Source organism: Candidatus Latescibacter sp. IFSED24, assembly GCF_058273205.1.
The window spans coordinates 4,204,095-4,219,119 of the sequence record NZ_CM177850.1; the positions used below are offsets into that span (position 1 = coordinate 4,204,095).

11 protein-coding genes are annotated in these 15,025 nt (G+C 60.8%); 3 read left to right on the forward strand and 8 right to left on the reverse strand.

Features of this window, described 5'->3' with window-relative positions:
* Positions 1 to 472: 472 nt before the first annotated feature.
* On the reverse strand, positions 473 to 2,338 hold the full coding sequence (locus tag IFSED24_RS16840) for a T9SS type A sorting domain-containing protein (RefSeq protein ID WP_491332644.1): 1,866 nt from the start codon (positions 2,336 to 2,338) through the stop codon (positions 473 to 475).
* A gap of 235 nt (positions 2,339 to 2,573) precedes the next feature.
* Positions 2,574 to 3,110 (reverse strand): hypothetical protein, encoded by a 537-nt coding sequence (locus IFSED24_RS16845; RefSeq protein WP_491332645.1) that lies wholly within the window; start codon positions 3,108 to 3,110, stop codon positions 2,574 to 2,576.
* Between the two features lie 407 nt (positions 3,111 to 3,517).
* Here IFSED24_RS16845 and IFSED24_RS16850 point away from each other — a divergent pair, with 407 nt between their 5' ends.
* Entirely contained in the window at positions 3,518 to 4,537 is a 1,020-nt protein-coding gene (locus tag IFSED24_RS16850; RefSeq protein WP_491332646.1) for an integrase core domain-containing protein, read from the forward strand.
* 152 nt (positions 4,538 to 4,689) lie between these two features.
* Here IFSED24_RS16850 and lnt read toward each other — a convergent pair whose 3' ends face one another.
* The 4 genes from lnt to IFSED24_RS16870 all read right to left on the reverse strand — a co-directional run bounded on the left by lnt (position 4,690) and on the right by IFSED24_RS16870 (position 10,071).
* The gene (lnt, locus tag IFSED24_RS16855) at positions 4,690 to 6,294 is read right to left on the reverse strand and encodes an apolipoprotein N-acyltransferase (protein WP_491332647.1); all 1,605 of its coding nucleotides are present in this window, start codon (positions 6,292 to 6,294) and stop codon (positions 4,690 to 4,692) included.
* A 25-nt stretch (positions 6,295 to 6,319) separates the two neighbouring features.
* A complete protein-coding gene (locus IFSED24_RS16860) occupies positions 6,320 to 8,509 on the reverse strand; it encodes an LVIVD repeat-containing protein (RefSeq protein WP_491332648.1) in 2,190 nt (729 codons plus the stop codon).
* Between the two features lie 29 nt (positions 8,510 to 8,538).
* Positions 8,539 to 9,186: a hypothetical protein gene (locus IFSED24_RS16865; protein ID WP_491332649.1), complete on the reverse strand. Its 648-nt coding sequence runs from the start codon at positions 9,184 to 9,186 to the stop codon at positions 8,539 to 8,541.
* Between the two features lie 396 nt (positions 9,187 to 9,582).
* Positions 9,583 to 10,071, reverse strand: coding sequence for a T9SS type A sorting domain-containing protein (locus IFSED24_RS16870; protein WP_491332650.1), 489 nt, complete (start codon positions 10,069 to 10,071; stop codon positions 9,583 to 9,585).
* A 74-nt stretch (positions 10,072 to 10,145) separates the two neighbouring features.
* Here IFSED24_RS16870 and IFSED24_RS16875 point away from each other — a divergent pair, with 74 nt between their 5' ends.
* Both IFSED24_RS16875 and IFSED24_RS16880 read left to right on the forward strand, forming a co-directional pair.
* Entirely contained in the window at positions 10,146 to 11,165 is a 1,020-nt protein-coding gene (locus IFSED24_RS16875) for an integrase core domain-containing protein (RefSeq protein WP_491332651.1), read from the forward strand.
* 275 nt (positions 11,166 to 11,440) lie between these two features.
* On the forward strand, positions 11,441 to 11,701 hold the full coding sequence (locus tag IFSED24_RS16880; protein WP_491332652.1) for a hypothetical protein: 261 nt from the start codon (positions 11,441 to 11,443) through the stop codon (positions 11,699 to 11,701).
* A gap of 62 nt (positions 11,702 to 11,763) precedes the next feature.
* Here IFSED24_RS16880 and IFSED24_RS16885 read toward each other — a convergent pair whose 3' ends face one another.
* Together IFSED24_RS16885 and IFSED24_RS16890 are read right to left on the reverse strand one after the other, a co-directional pair.
* Positions 11,764 to 13,167 (reverse strand): FlgD immunoglobulin-like domain containing protein, encoded by a 1,404-nt coding sequence (locus IFSED24_RS16885; RefSeq protein WP_491332653.1) that lies wholly within the window; start codon positions 13,165 to 13,167, stop codon positions 11,764 to 11,766.
* A 65-nt stretch (positions 13,168 to 13,232) separates the two neighbouring features.
* Positions 13,233 to 14,660 (reverse strand): FlgD immunoglobulin-like domain containing protein, encoded by a 1,428-nt coding sequence (locus IFSED24_RS16890; protein ID WP_491332654.1) that lies wholly within the window; start codon positions 14,658 to 14,660, stop codon positions 13,233 to 13,235.
* Positions 14,661 to 15,025: the final 365 nt, after the last annotated feature.

Consider the following 15,025-nt stretch of genomic DNA (forward strand, 5'->3'; position numbering starts at 1 on the left):
AGACACGGAGAATCACCACGCTCGCGGCACGTTTCTCGAATCGATTTCATGTCACGGGGAGGAGCAACGGCACGTGGAAGGACGCTCCCTGGAGAGCGCAAACCCGATCAAGGTCGGGACGTGCGGTTGCCTAGAATACAGTCGTCATGCGCGGACAAAGATACTCGGTCAGAAGGCCCAGGGCAAGTGGGGCCAGGTGCAAATAGGGCCATCAACTGGTGGGGCCGTCAACGGGGGTGGACACCCAGTGTGCTTCGGAATATTCCGTCCGCGCTGCAACCTAACGAGTTAGCTCATCTGGCCGATACCAGGCCATGATGCTCAAAATCATCCTCCACGCGCTCATCTCTGCGCATCGATCCAGCCGCCAACTCGCTTGATAGCCAGAGGTCGACGAGATTGGTCGAATTCACCGGGTCGCGTAACTCGTTTGTCGACAACGCGGACGGAATAAACCGAAGGGACAGCCCAATTACCTGGCCAGCACCATGCTCTGCCGCGCGATCCGCTCTCCCGACAACAAGCGAGCAACGTAGACCCCACTCGGCACATCCCGTCCATTGCCGTCGCGTCCGTTCCATCTCGCCGCGTGCCTGCCCGCGGTCACGTGACCGTCCACGAGGGTGGCGACGAGTCGGCCACGGAGATCGTAAACCTGCAGGCGAATCGGTCCCGGAGTGGACACCTCGTATTCGAGGGTAGTGGAGGGATTGAAGGGGTTGGGACAGTTCGGAGTCATCGTGGCGGCGCGGGGAGGTGCCTCACCGACAGCGGTCGTGCCTTCACCGATCAACCAGTCCAAGCACCGATCCATCACCTCGTTCCGGTCGGCGGCATCCGCAATCCCCTCGATGCCGAAGGCCAGGAACACAACCTTCCAATTCGACACTTCGACATGTACACCAGCCAGCGAACCATCACCATACTGGAGTGCCGGGATCGCGTCGGCCGTGGCCGCTTCGAGGATGTCAGGATCGGTCTGGTTATCAGCGCCGTCCCCGCCGTTGAGGACAAAGGAGAGTCCGTCGCCCACGGGATCCCCTGCGACTCCGGCGAGCGTGCGCTCGTTGGTACTATCCGCCGCGAGATCGCACCGTGATCGCATCAGCAACCAGAGATCCCCTGAGGGACCCTGCGCGACGAGGTCCTCGGCCACGTCCTGGCCCGAGACCAGGAGCCTGCCGCCGTCTTCGAGATAGGCGTCGAGCGCGGTGCGGTCGATCTCGGCCAAGCCGGGGTTGGTATTGCCGCAGGCCCAGACAACGCCGTCGAAGTCGCCCAAGGTCACGGCGTCTATGGCCGACACTTCGCGGTCCCATGTCGCCATGGTTCGGCCCGAAGCGGAGATGGCCGCGCCCAGCAGATCGCCGATCTCGTCGTCGATACCGTCGTCGGCCACCAGAAGGACGGCCCGACCTGTCGGCAACGCCACGAAATCCACGGCCCCGACCTCGACGCCCGCCGCCTGGCTATACACGGTCAACGTCACGCGGCCATGGTCTGCACTCGCGACCTCCATGATCACATCCAGCTGGGTTTCCTCCAGGCTGGCGAGCGTGACCGTGGTACTAGTACCTTCGATGCCGTCGTGCACGAAGTACGCGTTCCAACTCGCCGGAAGCCCTGCCGTGTCCAGCTCGAGGTCGAAGACATCGTCCTCGAGGCCGCTGTTGGTAATTGTGGTCACGCCGAAGGCCACGGTCCCGCCGGCGGTCAGTACCTGGCGCTGACCGGTGACCGTGAGGCGGGCCGAGTAAGGGAAGTCACGGGTGTTGGCGCTGTTGTACACGTAGCGGTCGGTGTCGCGTTGCACCCAGGCCACCACATGCAACTCGTCAGGATCCATGTCCGCGAGCGCAAAGGGTAGGGTGACCCGCTGCACCTCGCCGTCGTGCTGGACCATGAGCGGCGTGCCCTGCGCGTCGGGAATCATGGTGCGAACCACGTGGTCGAAGGTGTAGCTCCAATGCTGGAGGCCGTCCTCCATCACCGCCACGCGGAGGTAGGTATCGTCGATGCTGGCCAGGTCGTCACCTATGATCTCAACCTCCACCGTGACCTCGGCATTGCCCGACACGTAGTTGTAAGACACCACGCGCACGGCGACCGGCGTGACATCGTTGAAGTGATCTTCGATGATGGGGACGTAGGCGTGGCCATCCTCGTAGTCCGGACCGACACCTGACACGCGGGTGCTGCCGTCGAAGTACAGGTCGGGGAGGTTGCTGATCCCATAGTAGTCCAGCCGGGCGCCTGCATCGGGGTTGCCGAATTCGCCCGAGTCATCCATGTAGACCACGAAGCCGAACTGGTTCGGCTCATAAGTATTCTCGCACACGGCGAGGCCCGCCTCGGCGACGAAGCAGTAGGTTCACCAGGTCGCTGAACCAAGCTCGGCCAGGACAGTGCGCGGGACCTGAGCAACCGACGCCGTGGTGCCCAGCAGGACGCACGCGGCCATCAACAGCGCCAAGGATCTCATGGTCAGCCTCCCCGAGTTCATCGAATAACAAGCGCCGACCGTACGATAGGCACTGGCGTATTGTACGGTCGGCGCGAGAGTCGAACGTCAATCAGCGATAGAGTTGCTTAACGTCAGACAGGGTCATGGCCTCGGCAGCCACCGTGCCGTCATCGTAGGTGAAGTCGTCCATGCTGAAGGCATTGCCCAAGGAGATGTATAACACCTTCACGGATTCCACCGCGCCGGCGTAGTCCGCGGCATAGTAGGTGTACTCGTCGGGCGTCATGGTAAATGTATCGCTGGTGTGCACCACGGCACCGCCGACGTACAACTCGTAAGCAATCTGAACCGGAGCGGTAGCCTGGAACCAGGCACCCAGAAAGACGTAGGGCACGGGGAACACGATGGGTGCCGGCGCACCGACGGGAACGGTATAGGTCGTTCCCGACAGGGGGAAATAGCCACTACTCACAATGGACGAGTAGGCCCAGTTGCCCCAGTTGGTAAAGCCCGCGTAGCCAGGGGGAATAGGTGCCAATGGCCCGATGTAGTCGTCGAAGTCCACGACAACCGTCTCCGCCATGGCGACGGAGGCAAGCCCGGTCAGTAGGAAGCAAGCGACGAGTAGCCTTGACAAGGTCTTCATAGCACACCTCATGGATTGAATGTCCACGCATGATTGGAGGACGGACCCTAGAGTACTGATAACCCCTGGTCCATTGGACCTTGGTCCAATGGGCCCGCGACGTCGATCGTGCTATTATCCTGAAATTGTGGAATTCGATCTGCGTGAAGCGATCCGGCGAGGGATCTTGTGCCCGTTTAGCCCGGTGTGCCTTCGGAATATTCGTCCGCCATGCCATTCTATGTATTGGTCCACCGAGTTCCGTGGACCCGCAGCAACGCACGGATCTACTCCAGTAGCCGTGTGAGTCGGCGCGCGCTAGTGGATCAGTCAGTTCGAGCAGATACCAAGCAAACCGCTGTTGCTTCGGAATATTCGTCCGTCCTGCGATTCAAGGACTTACGGCATCCAGCCGATAAGCTCAGATCATGCTCAAACTACTGCTTCAGACCCTCGTTTCGGCCCTCCGATTCCGTGATGCGCTGATCGCCGAAAACCTCGCCCTCCGTCACCAGATCGAGGTCCTACAGCGAAATTCTATCAGACCAGACCTACGCTGGCGAGACCGCGCCTTCTGGGACATCCTCAGCTGCCTCTGGCCGGGCTGGCGAAGCGCTCTCTATATCGTCCAGCCCGAAACCGTCATCCGCTGGCACCGCCAGGGATTCCGCTACTACTGGAGATGGAAGAGCCGTCCCCGACGGCCAGGTAGGCCGCGAGTCACCAGCGAGGTCCGCGATCTAATCCGCCAAATGTCGTCAACGAATCCGACTTGGGGCGCACCCCGCATTCACGGCGAGCTGCTCAAGCTCGGGATCGACATCCATCAGTCGACAATCTCGACCTACATGGTGCGGCCGCCGCGACCGTCGTCTCAGACGTGGCGCACCTTTTTGGCAAACCACGCCAAAGATATCGCCTCGATCGACTTCTTCACCGTGCCTTCGGCCACGTTTCGGGTGCTGTACGTCTTCCTCGTTCTGGACAACGCCAGGCGTCGGATCATCCACTTCAACGTGACGGAGTCACCGACTGCGGCTTGGACGGGCCAGCAGATAGTCGAAGCATTCCCGTGGGAAACCGCTCCGCGATATCTGCTGCACGACCGGGACGGCAAGTACGGTGAGGACTTCGCGCGGCGTGTCACCGCTCTGGACATCGAGCAGGTGCTGACGTCTCCACATTCCCCGTGGCAGAACCCCTACGTCGAGCGGGTGATCGGGTCGATCCGGCGGGAATGCCTCGATCATGTGATTGTCTTCGACGAGCGGCATCTGCGCCGCATCCTGCGGGAATACATCGACTACTACCACCGGGATCGGACGCACCTCGGGCTCGGGAAGGACTGCCCCGAGCCCCGGGATATCGAGCCGCCGGAGATCGGGCCGATCAGGTCGCGGGCGATCCTCGGCGGCCTGCATCACCGGTACTTCCGCGACGCTGCTTAGGGGCTATCTGACTGGTGGGTCGGGTCAGTTACCGGGGGTGAGGACTGTTCGGGAGCGCCGTCCGATAGGGGGAAGGTCTGATTCGGCGGCTCCACCGTCCGCCTCCACCCGCTATCAGTCCTTCCCGCTATCCGATCGCCGGCATCAGATGCTCAAGAAATCACTCGGATGGAATATTCCGAAGGGACAACCCGTGCCACGGCTCGCTCCGAGAATGAGAGTAAATACAACACAAGCGTGACGACACTAACGACGATCGAGATCGCTCTGCGGACACTCGCCGACACTCTACCAGTATTTGCCACTTGAAGGGTTCCATAGAGGATTCCTTCTTGATTATGCGTCAACCGCGCCGTGATCCGGCCGGCGGGATCGATGATACAGGTTTGTCCGGTATGGGTAGTTCGCGCCATCGGCACGCGCGTCTCGATGCAGCGGGCGGTAGCCATCGCCACATGTTGCCAAAGCTCCCTGTCTGCGAAGTAAGCTTCGTTCGAGATCGTGACGAGCGCCTCCGCACCCGCCTTTAGCAGGTCCGCCGCGGGATCAACTACCGCGTCGTCGTAGCATATCAAGACGCCTATCTCGTGACCGCCCACACGTACTAGACCAGGCTCGGATGCCGGAGCCAGGTGAGGCCGGAAGTGAAACGTCCGAGTGAGAAGGTCAGTGACCTGGCGGCGCAGAAACGGGATAAGACGTATAACCGGCAAGGTCTCCGCGAAGGGTACCAGTACGTGTTTGTCTGCTCGGTCGACGATTTCACCCGAGGCGGCGACAACGAAGGCCGAGTTCGATGGTGGCGCCGGCGCCGGATTAAGTCCGATCGAGCCGAACAAAATCGGAGCGTCGATGGCCTGCGTGAGTTCCGCCAGGTACGGCGGGATCGTCATACTGGTCTCGATGAAGTTGCGCACGGCGCTCTCGGGCCACACGACCAGATCCACCTCGTGGTCCTGTACCTCGAGGCTCATGGTGGCGTGCTTGATGATCGTCGGCCCCGAATCTGCATCCTGACTGCGCTGGGCCTGGGGAATGTTGGCCTGTATCAGAGCGACTCCTAACGACGGCTGCAGGTCGAGATGCTGCAGCCTGATCGTGCCGTAAGCGATTGCGGTCAGGACCGCGATCGTCGCCACGACGATGGGGAGCCAGAACGAACCGCGCTGAAGTGCACGTCGGCTATCATGTGAGACCGTCCACAACGCGCCGTAGACCGCCGCAGCCACCAGCACAAGCAGGGCTGAGAGGATCTGGACGCCCCCGACTTCCGAAAGCTGCATGACGCGCGGATGCTCCCATAGCAGATAGCCGAGATGCAGCCACGTGACCGGGAAAATGGTGACGACCTCGACCAGCGTCTCGGTGAGGACGATGCCGGCGGGCGCGACGAGCCAGAGCGGTGCGGCGAACCGCCTCCGGATCCGGTGCGTGACCAGCGCGAAGACGCCGAAGTAGGCCCCGAACACGAGCGCTGTGAGTGCGTGGATGACCGGGCTGAGGATCCACAGCCAAGTTAGCGATCCGAACACGAAGCAGAAGCCGCCCAGGTAGCCCCGCAGAAAGAGATTTCCGGGCGCGATCTCGAGGCCGTGCAGCCACGCCATAACCCCAAAAATCGCCAGCGGCCACAATCCGTCGAAAGTGAAACTCGCGGCAAGCACGACACCGCCGAGCGGCCACCAGAGCCAGGTCGTTGCGCCCGGCGGGACGTGCCGGGTCGCACGAGGTGAGGCCGATACGGAGCGGTTGCTCACGGATACCTCCTGCGAAGGGCGGGCGCTAGCGCAAGAGCATGACCTTCTTCACCACCGCTCCAAACTTCGTCTGCAGGCGGACGAAGTAGGGGCCGGACGCCAGGGCGCGGCCGTGATCGTCGCGGCCGGTCCAGGAGAACGAGTGGACGCCCGCGGCGATGAATCGGTCGGCAAGGACTGCCACGCGCCGACCGGTCAACTCGAGGACCTCGATCCGTGCCAGTGTCGCAACTGGCAGCTCGAAGCTGATCGTGGTCAATGGATTGAAGGGATTGGGATGGACCGCGAGCGACGACGACCAGCCGGCGTCCGTGACGCGGTGGTCGCCGGCAGAAACAACTTCGTCGCATTGCAGCGGTGCAATCTGCAATCCCCCACGTCGCGCCAGATAGAACCAGTCGCCGTCGCACTCGATTCCCACCACGATGTCTGCCTGAAATGGCGACAGGCTGTAACACGCCACCATCCCCGGTGCGGAAGGAACCGAGATGTCGATCACGGCGAAACCCGTCGTCATGCTCACGTATGCGTGACTGCCAAGGACCGTGACGCCGGTCGCCTCGCTTGCCGTCTCGACCGTGCCGACGATCACTGGCTCGGTCGGATCGGAGACGTCGACGATGCGCAGACCATGTTCTCCCTGGACCGTGTAGACATGATTTCCGGCGACGGCGATATCGCCGGTCACACCGGGTGTCGGTGCGTAGCCGAGGTGCACCGGCATGAGCGGATCGGAAAGATCGATCACCTCCAGTCCGCTGTCCCCGTATCCGTCTCCGAGCGCCGCGTACGCGAAGTCACCGGCGATCGCGATCTGTCGCGCTGCCGCCATGGTCTCGAACGAGCTCAATGGAGTCGGCTCTTCGGGGACCCCGACGTCGACGACTTGCACTCCGGCCGATCCCCCCGCGACGTAAACGAGATCACCTTGAGCCGCGATGCCGTGGGCTTCTCCCGGCAGCACCAGTTCGCCGACGACCAGAGGCGAATCCGGCGACGCCGTACTGACGACGAGCACCGTACTGGGCCAGCCCTGGGTCAGACACACGTTGTTGCCGCTGATTGCAAGATCTCTATAGTCGCCGTAGTCCGGCGGCCCCAGGGTGCCTCGAACGATCGGGGCGGTGATCTCGGAGGCATCGATTACGAATAGATCGCCATAGCCGAGCGCGTAGACGTATTCGCTGCCAACCGCCAGCCTCTCCACGACTCCTGGCGTGACCACGCTGCCCGTGAGCGGCGGGGGGCCCTGAGGACGCGAGATGTCGATCACCAGCAGTCCGGTTTCCCCGTCGGCCACGATAGCATGGTCGCCCGATATCCCGATCCCCTGGGCGAATCCCGGCGTGTCGACGCTGCCCAACAGCTCCGGATTTTCCGGATCGGAGACATCGAAAACCTGGAGTCCGTTCTCCCCGATCGCCAGGTACGCGTAGGTGCCCTCGACAAGAACGCCCTTGACGTGTAGGGCCGCGCTCGCGCTGCCGACGACGAAGGGATTCAGGGGGTCGGAAATGTCAACGACACGCAGACCGTCGAAGGTCGCCAGGTACAGGAAATCGTCCTCGAGCGCCAGGCCCACCGCCGAGGTCCCCCCGAAGTTGACGCCGCCCACGATCACGGGATGGGCCGGATCGGCAATGTTGATCACCTGGAGTCCGGAGCTCCAATCCGCCACGAAGGCGAACACACCGGAGTTCACGACATCAGCTGCGACGCCGGGCGTGACTACGCTGCCCACGATCCAGGGATTCGCGGGGTCCGCGACGTTGATCACCTGGACCCCCGCCCGATCCGCGACGACCGCGTGATCGCCGGCCACGGCGACCCGCCGGGCGTAGTCCGGCGTGTCCACGAAGCCCGTGATCTGGGGATTCTCCGGATCCACGACATCGACGATCGTCAGACCGGAGAAACCGTCCGCGACGTAGGCGTACGCGCCGGCGATCGCCACGCCGCGAGCGTCTTCTCGCGTCGCCAGACCACCGGTGACCTGCGGGTCTTCCGGGTTCGCGATGTTGACGATCTGAAGACCGTCGTCATCGCGTACGATGTAGGCGAGGTCGTCCACAACGACGAGATATCTGGCGAACGTCGAGGTCGGTTCGCTAGTCACGATGTGGAGATAATCCGCATAGTCGAGGCAATCCTGGGCGCGTACGGACGGAACGAGAGCCACCGCGGCGACGAGCAGCAGCGGTATGATTGTTTTCATGATAGATGCTCCCCGGCTGGTCCGACCGTTCATCGATACAGTGCCTTTATGTCGCTCCAGGTGCTTCGCTTCGTAGCGACGAGCCCCGCGCCGGGCACGACGACGTAGACGTGAGTCTCCTCTTCGCCGGGCACCTGGATGCTCATCTGATCCAGCCAAACACGATCGCCGATTTCGCCATCCACCCGGGCCTCGATAACCAGACCCGTGTGACCACCGGTCACGGTCCAGAAGTGCTCGGTGAAGTCCCAGCCCTGACCGGGTCCGTAGTCCTCGTTTCCACCGGCGGTCCCGTGGTGAGCGTCCGGGTCGTCGGGCAGAGTGTCGTTCCAGTGGGCCGCGATCCGCACGTACGGGGGCGCGCCCGGCGTGTCGTCGAAGCGGTAGAAGCCGGCAGTGATCAGGTCTCCGTCGTGCAGGTTCCAGAGGTACGCCAGATAGGCGATCGCCACCCCGCCCGGATCGTTCTGCTCGAGACGGAGACTTTGGGCTCCCGCAAAGACCGGATCGCTTGCAGACGCCGGGACGTTGGTTGCGTAGAGGCTCGGCAGTTCGGGATCGGGATAGACGCCCAGCACGGTGCCGTCGTCCTCCCAGTCGTAGTAGACGGTGATGAAGGCCTGCGCTGTCCCGGCGGGCATCAGGGCCAGCAGCATTGCGGTCAAAAACGGCTTCATTTCGCGACCCTCGTTTGCGTAAGGAGACGGTTGGGCACGGTTCCTACTCCATATTCTACAACGCTGGGTTCGATCAAATCGGACATGAGGTGGCTCGGATAACGGACGCAATCGACACGTACGCAGCCAACATGATATTAGGCAGGAGTCCGCCCACGGGAAGGAGCAGGGTGTGGGCTGCGGGGGGAGCGTAGCAGAAAGAGGAGTACAGGTGTCTGCAAATAGAGCGGAAGATGGCAAATATGCTTCTCGGTTTCCCTCCTACTAGACTTCACACCGAGTTGGGTTCCTCGAGATCGGATAGGGAAGCATCTCCCGCCCCCACTCACCTCTCGCCGCCAAGAAATTGCCCGCCAGCGGGGAGGCCGGCGGGCGGGGAGGGGAGCGGTGCGGCAATCACCTCACCAGCATGACCTTTCTCGACTCGACTCGCTCATCCGTCTCCAGCCGGACGATATACGTCCCTGACGGCACCGCGCGGCCACGAGAATCGCTCCCGTTCCAGTTAACCGTGTGCTGTCCGGCGTCGAATAACCTCGATGCAAGCGAAGTCACCTGCCAACCTGTGAGATCGTAGACACTGACTTCAGCCCAGCCCGCTTGAAGCAGCGAGAACGACACCGCCGTCTGGGGATTGAAGGGGTTCGGGTGGACCGCAAGGTGCATACCGGCGCTTGGGACCTCCTCATCCGGACTTGTTCCTTCGGGGTCGTCTTCAATGGCAACAAGACCTCCGCACTGGGGCCAGGCGACCTGAACACCGCCTCCACCATCCGCAACGAGCACGCAGTCGTCCGTCACGGCCAAGGCTCGGGCATCTCCTTGAGTTGGCACCATGCCGACGATCGATGGTGAGAACGGATTCGTGATGTCGAATACTTGCAAGCCCCTGTTGCTTCGGAATATTCGTCCGTCCTGCGATTCAAGGACTTACGGCATCCAGCCGATAAGCTCAGATCATGCTCAAACTACTGCTTCAGACCCTCGTTTCGGCCCTCCGATTCCGTGATGCGCTGATCGCCGAAAACCTCGCCCTCCGTCACCAGATCGCGGTTCTCCAGCGCAATTGCACCAGACCAGACTTCCGCTGGCGAGACCGCGCCTTCTGGGACATCCACAGCTGCCTCTGGCCGGGCTGGCGAAGCGCTCTCTATATCGTCCAGCCCGAAACCGTCATCCGCTGGCACCGCCAGGGATTCCGCTACTACTGGAGATGGAAGAGCCGTCCCCGACGGCCAGGTAGGCCGCGAGTCACCAGCGAGGTCCGCGATCTAATCCGCCAAATGTCGTCAACGAATCCGACTTGGGGCGCACCCCGCATTCACGGCGAGCTGCTCAAGCTCGGGATCGACATCCATCAGTCGACAATCTCGACCTACATGGTGCGGCCGCCGCGACCGTCGTCTCAGACGTGGCGCACCTTTTTGGCAAACCACGCCAAAGATATCGCCTCGATCGACTTCTTCACCGTGCCTTCGGCCACGTTTCGGGTGCTGTACGTCTTCCTCGTTCTGGACAACGCCAGGCGTCGGATCATCCACTTCAACGTGACGGAGTCACCGACTGCGGCTTGGACGGGACAGCAGATAGTCGAAGCATTCCCGTGGGAAACCGCTCCGCGATATCTGCTGCGCGACCGGGACGGCAAATACGGTGAGGACTTCGCGCGGCGTGTCACCGCTCTGGACATCGAGCAGGTGCTGACGTCTCCACATTCCCCGTGGCAGAACCCCTACGTCGAGCGGGTGATCGGGTCGATCCGGCGGGAATGCCTCGATCATGTGATTGTCTTCGGCGAGCGGCATCTGCGCCGCATCCTGCGGGAGTACATCGACTACTACCACCGGGATCGGACGCACCTCGGGCTCGGGAAGGACTGCCCCGAGCCCCGGGATATCGAGCCGCCGGAGATCGGGCCGATCAGGTCGCGGGCGATCCTCGGCGGCCTGCATCACCGGTACTCCCGCGACGCTGCTTAGGGGCTATCTGACTGGTGAGTTGGGTCAGCCTTGGGCGGCGAAGTCTGTCTGGGAGCGTCGTCGGATAGGGAGGGAGTCCGTTTCGGCGGCTTTACCGTCAGTCTCCGAATGCAATCACTCGCTCCCGCTATCCGATCGCCGTTATCAGATCCTCAATAATCCGGCCGGATGGAATATTCCGAAGGGACAGGGCGAACCGGGAAACTGGGGATCGAGTTCGCCTGCTCCGGTATCCGGACACTGGCCGGAGAGATCGACGTAGCGAAGGAAACCACATGCGTGTCGAACTAGATGTCGACCTGAAGTCGCCGGATGACCGACGACCGACCACCCCGCCGACCGAGACCGCGCAGCCAAGACGCACGAGGGAAGATCGCGTGCTACGAAGCATTGCGTTGGCCCGAATCATCGAAGCCAAGATCGCAGCGGGTGACTTCACCGACCTGGCCGACATTGCCCGCACATGCGGCGTGTCGAGGGCGAGGGTGAGCCAGCTGATGGGCTTGATTGAACAAACGACGCCCCGTCCCTGCTAGGATACATGGCCAACGCCCAGCCTCCTGTGAAGCCGGGCGTTGCAAGGGAGTTGGTTGGTTCGTCACCTCAGCAGCATCACCTTCCTCGCCTCCACGCCCGAGTCCATTTCCAAGCGGACGATGTAGGTGCCGCTGGGCATGGCGCGGCCCTGCGCATCACGCCCACTCCATGAGAGTGAGTGCGCGCCAGCATCGAAGGTCCGATTGGTCAGGACCGCCACCCGCTTCCCCGTCAATTCGTAGATGCCTACCGACGCCCATCCATCGCGCTCCAACGCAAACGAAATCGTCGTTTGCGGGTTGAAGGGGTTGGGGTGGACCGCAAGTTGCACGCCCGCGCTCGGAACTTCCTCATCTGGAGTTGTCTCTTCGGGATCATCATCGATAGCGACGATATCTTCACACTGGCGCCAAGCGATATGGAGTCCTGCACCGTTCGTTATATACACGAAGCTCTCGTCGAAAGCGCCAGCTTCCATGTAGCCCGAGTTTTCGATTTCGCCGATAATACCCGTACCTCTGACAACGCATAGACCCCAATAATTAGTGGTCAAGTATCTGTAGTCCCCTGCGACTAAGACGGAATAACCACGGCCATATTCTTCCACAGACAATGAACCGCCAACTACAGAATTCTCAGGATCCGATATATCTACCTCCAGTAAGATGTGAGAAATCCAAATAGGGTGGGGGAATCCGCCGATGTCTTCCAAACCACGGCCAGCGACGTATGCATGGTCGCCCGAGATCGCCACATCATAGGCATTAGACACACCCCATGCTCCCCCCTCATACTGCAAGCTGGCCGAGATTTGGGGACTCTGTGGGTTGGAAATGTCGAATACCACCAGCCAGCCCGAGCTGCCACCAACACCGGTCTGATTGCCTGATACATAGGCATGGCTACCTGAGACGGCGATTGCGTTTGGGGGAATCGGAGGTGTGTTCACGCTACCAACGATCGTGGGATTCTGAGGATTGGAAATCTCAACTACCACCAGCCGGCCATCATTAAGGGGGGTTTCAATACCGACCGCTACATAGGCATAGGAGCCCGAGACGGCGACATCCTGCGCATCACCGGTGTCCACAGCATCGACGAGATGAGGATTGGTCGGTTCTGAGATGTCGATGACTTGCAATCCCGAGGCCCCATCTGCGACGAAGGCATAGTCTCCGGAAATCGCGACTTTCTTGGCGTCACCGGGCGTGTCTACGCTACCGACTAGTCCGGGATTACGGGGATCGGTAATGTCGATCACCTGCAAGCCGGATTCCCCGTCAGCGACATAGGCGCAGCTATCCGAGACCGCCACGCCTTGAGCCGCACCCGGCGTTTCCTCGCTACCAACAATTGGCCCATCGCTAACTTCATATCGCCAGCAATCCACATCTTGTGCAGCAGTCGATGCTGGGTTGAAAACGAATAACGAGAAGAGTGCGAGTGAAGTAATTGAGCGTTTCAAGAATCTCTCCCTCATAGAACACGCCTCCATCGGAAGTCGAGGTAACAACACTACTAGGCGGGCTACTACCGAATCAGCATCACCTTACCCGACTTCACGCTAGCCTCGGTCTCCAAACGAACGATGTAGCTACCCGAGGGCACTTCTCGACCAGCCGTGTCCCTGCCATTCCAAACAACCGAGTGGTCGCCTGCGATATAGGTTTGGCCTGCCAAGACGTTCACCAGCCGCCCAGTCAGGTCGTACACGCCGATCTCTGCCCGTACGTCGCGCGCCAATGAGAAGGTGATTGTCGTTTGGGGGTTGAATGGGTTTGGGTGGACTGCGAGGTGCAAACCGGCGCTTGGGACTTCATCATCTGGATTGATTTCTTCGGGATCGACTTCGATGGCTACGGGGATTTCGCATTGCTGCCAAGCGATTTGAAGGCCGACGACATCAGTTAGATACACGAAGTTATTTCGGGCAGCGACACCGCTAGGGGTGCCATAGGCGCTAAAATCAAGGGAACCAAAAATGGAAGGGTATGATGGCGTGGAAATATCCACGACCTGCATACTTCTCAGACTCGAACCAAGTTTCCACACCGATAGATAGGCGTAGTCCCCTGCGACCGCTATGCCACGGCCTCTCCAACCGACTGTCGAGTGAGTCAAGCCACCGACGAACACCGGGTTTTCGGGGTTCGTAATGTTTACCACTCCCAAGTAATCGTAGTCATAATGGATGGGCCAGTATTCATGTTCTGCAAATCCAGTGACATAGGCGTAGTCGCCCGATATCGCTATATCCGAAGCAGAACCAGTCATTACATCACTAAAAACCTCCACAACACTTGCTAACTGAGGGCTAAGTGGGTCGGTGACTTTAAATACCACCAGAAAGCCCGGCCCGTGTGCGGGTCCAGTATTGTCACTCGTGCCTGCCACGTAAGCAAAACCGCCCGAGACAGCCACTCCATCGCACCATTCAGGAGCATCCGAGTCTGCCTCCGCAGCGATCCAGGGATTCTGAGGATCAGATATGTCAACCACCTGCAGATCTGGGCCATAGCCCGTGACGTAGGCATAATCTCCTACGACAGCCACATCCCGTGTATTGCCCGTATTCACACCGGTGCCGAGCTGAGGACTGGTTGGATCGGATATGTCAATGATTCGCAGTCCCGAGTCCCCATCTGCGACGAAGGCATAGTGACCTGAAATGGCAACATTTTTTGCGTCGCCGGGCGTATCCACGCTGCCGATTGTCCAGGGATTCTCCGGATCGGATACAACTATCACCTGCAGTCCGGATTCCCCGTCAGCGACATAGGCGCAGCTATCCGAGACCGCCACGCCTTGAGCTTCACCCGGCGTTTCCTCGTTGCCAACAATTGGCCCATCGCCGACTTCATAGTGCCAGCAGTCCATATCCTGGGCTATGGTAGCTCCTACAAACATCATGGCGAGCAACGTAGCAATCGCTCCGACCGCCGCGATTCGTTTCCACATGGCTATCCCTCCCACTCGTCGATTGCGGACTCCTCACTCGAGAGGAGATCTCCCAACCAGTCCTGCACTCTTGGAAGACGCAGAACCGTCCAACCTCGAACAGGCGAGCTTGGATCTCTATCAGTCGGGCCATCTATCCAGAATTGAGTTCAGAGCGGCGTAGGCACAGCCGCAGAGATGCCAGGCAGGTGTCGGCCCACGGGGAGGAACAGGGTGTGGGCTGCGGGGGGAGCGTAGCAGAAAGGGGAGTACAGGTGTCTGCAAACTAGTAGGATCTGGTAGTCGGTTTCCCTCCTATTCGACCTCGCACCGCGTTCGGTTCCTCGAGGTCCAATAGGGAGAAAGCGTAGCCCGTACTCATGTCC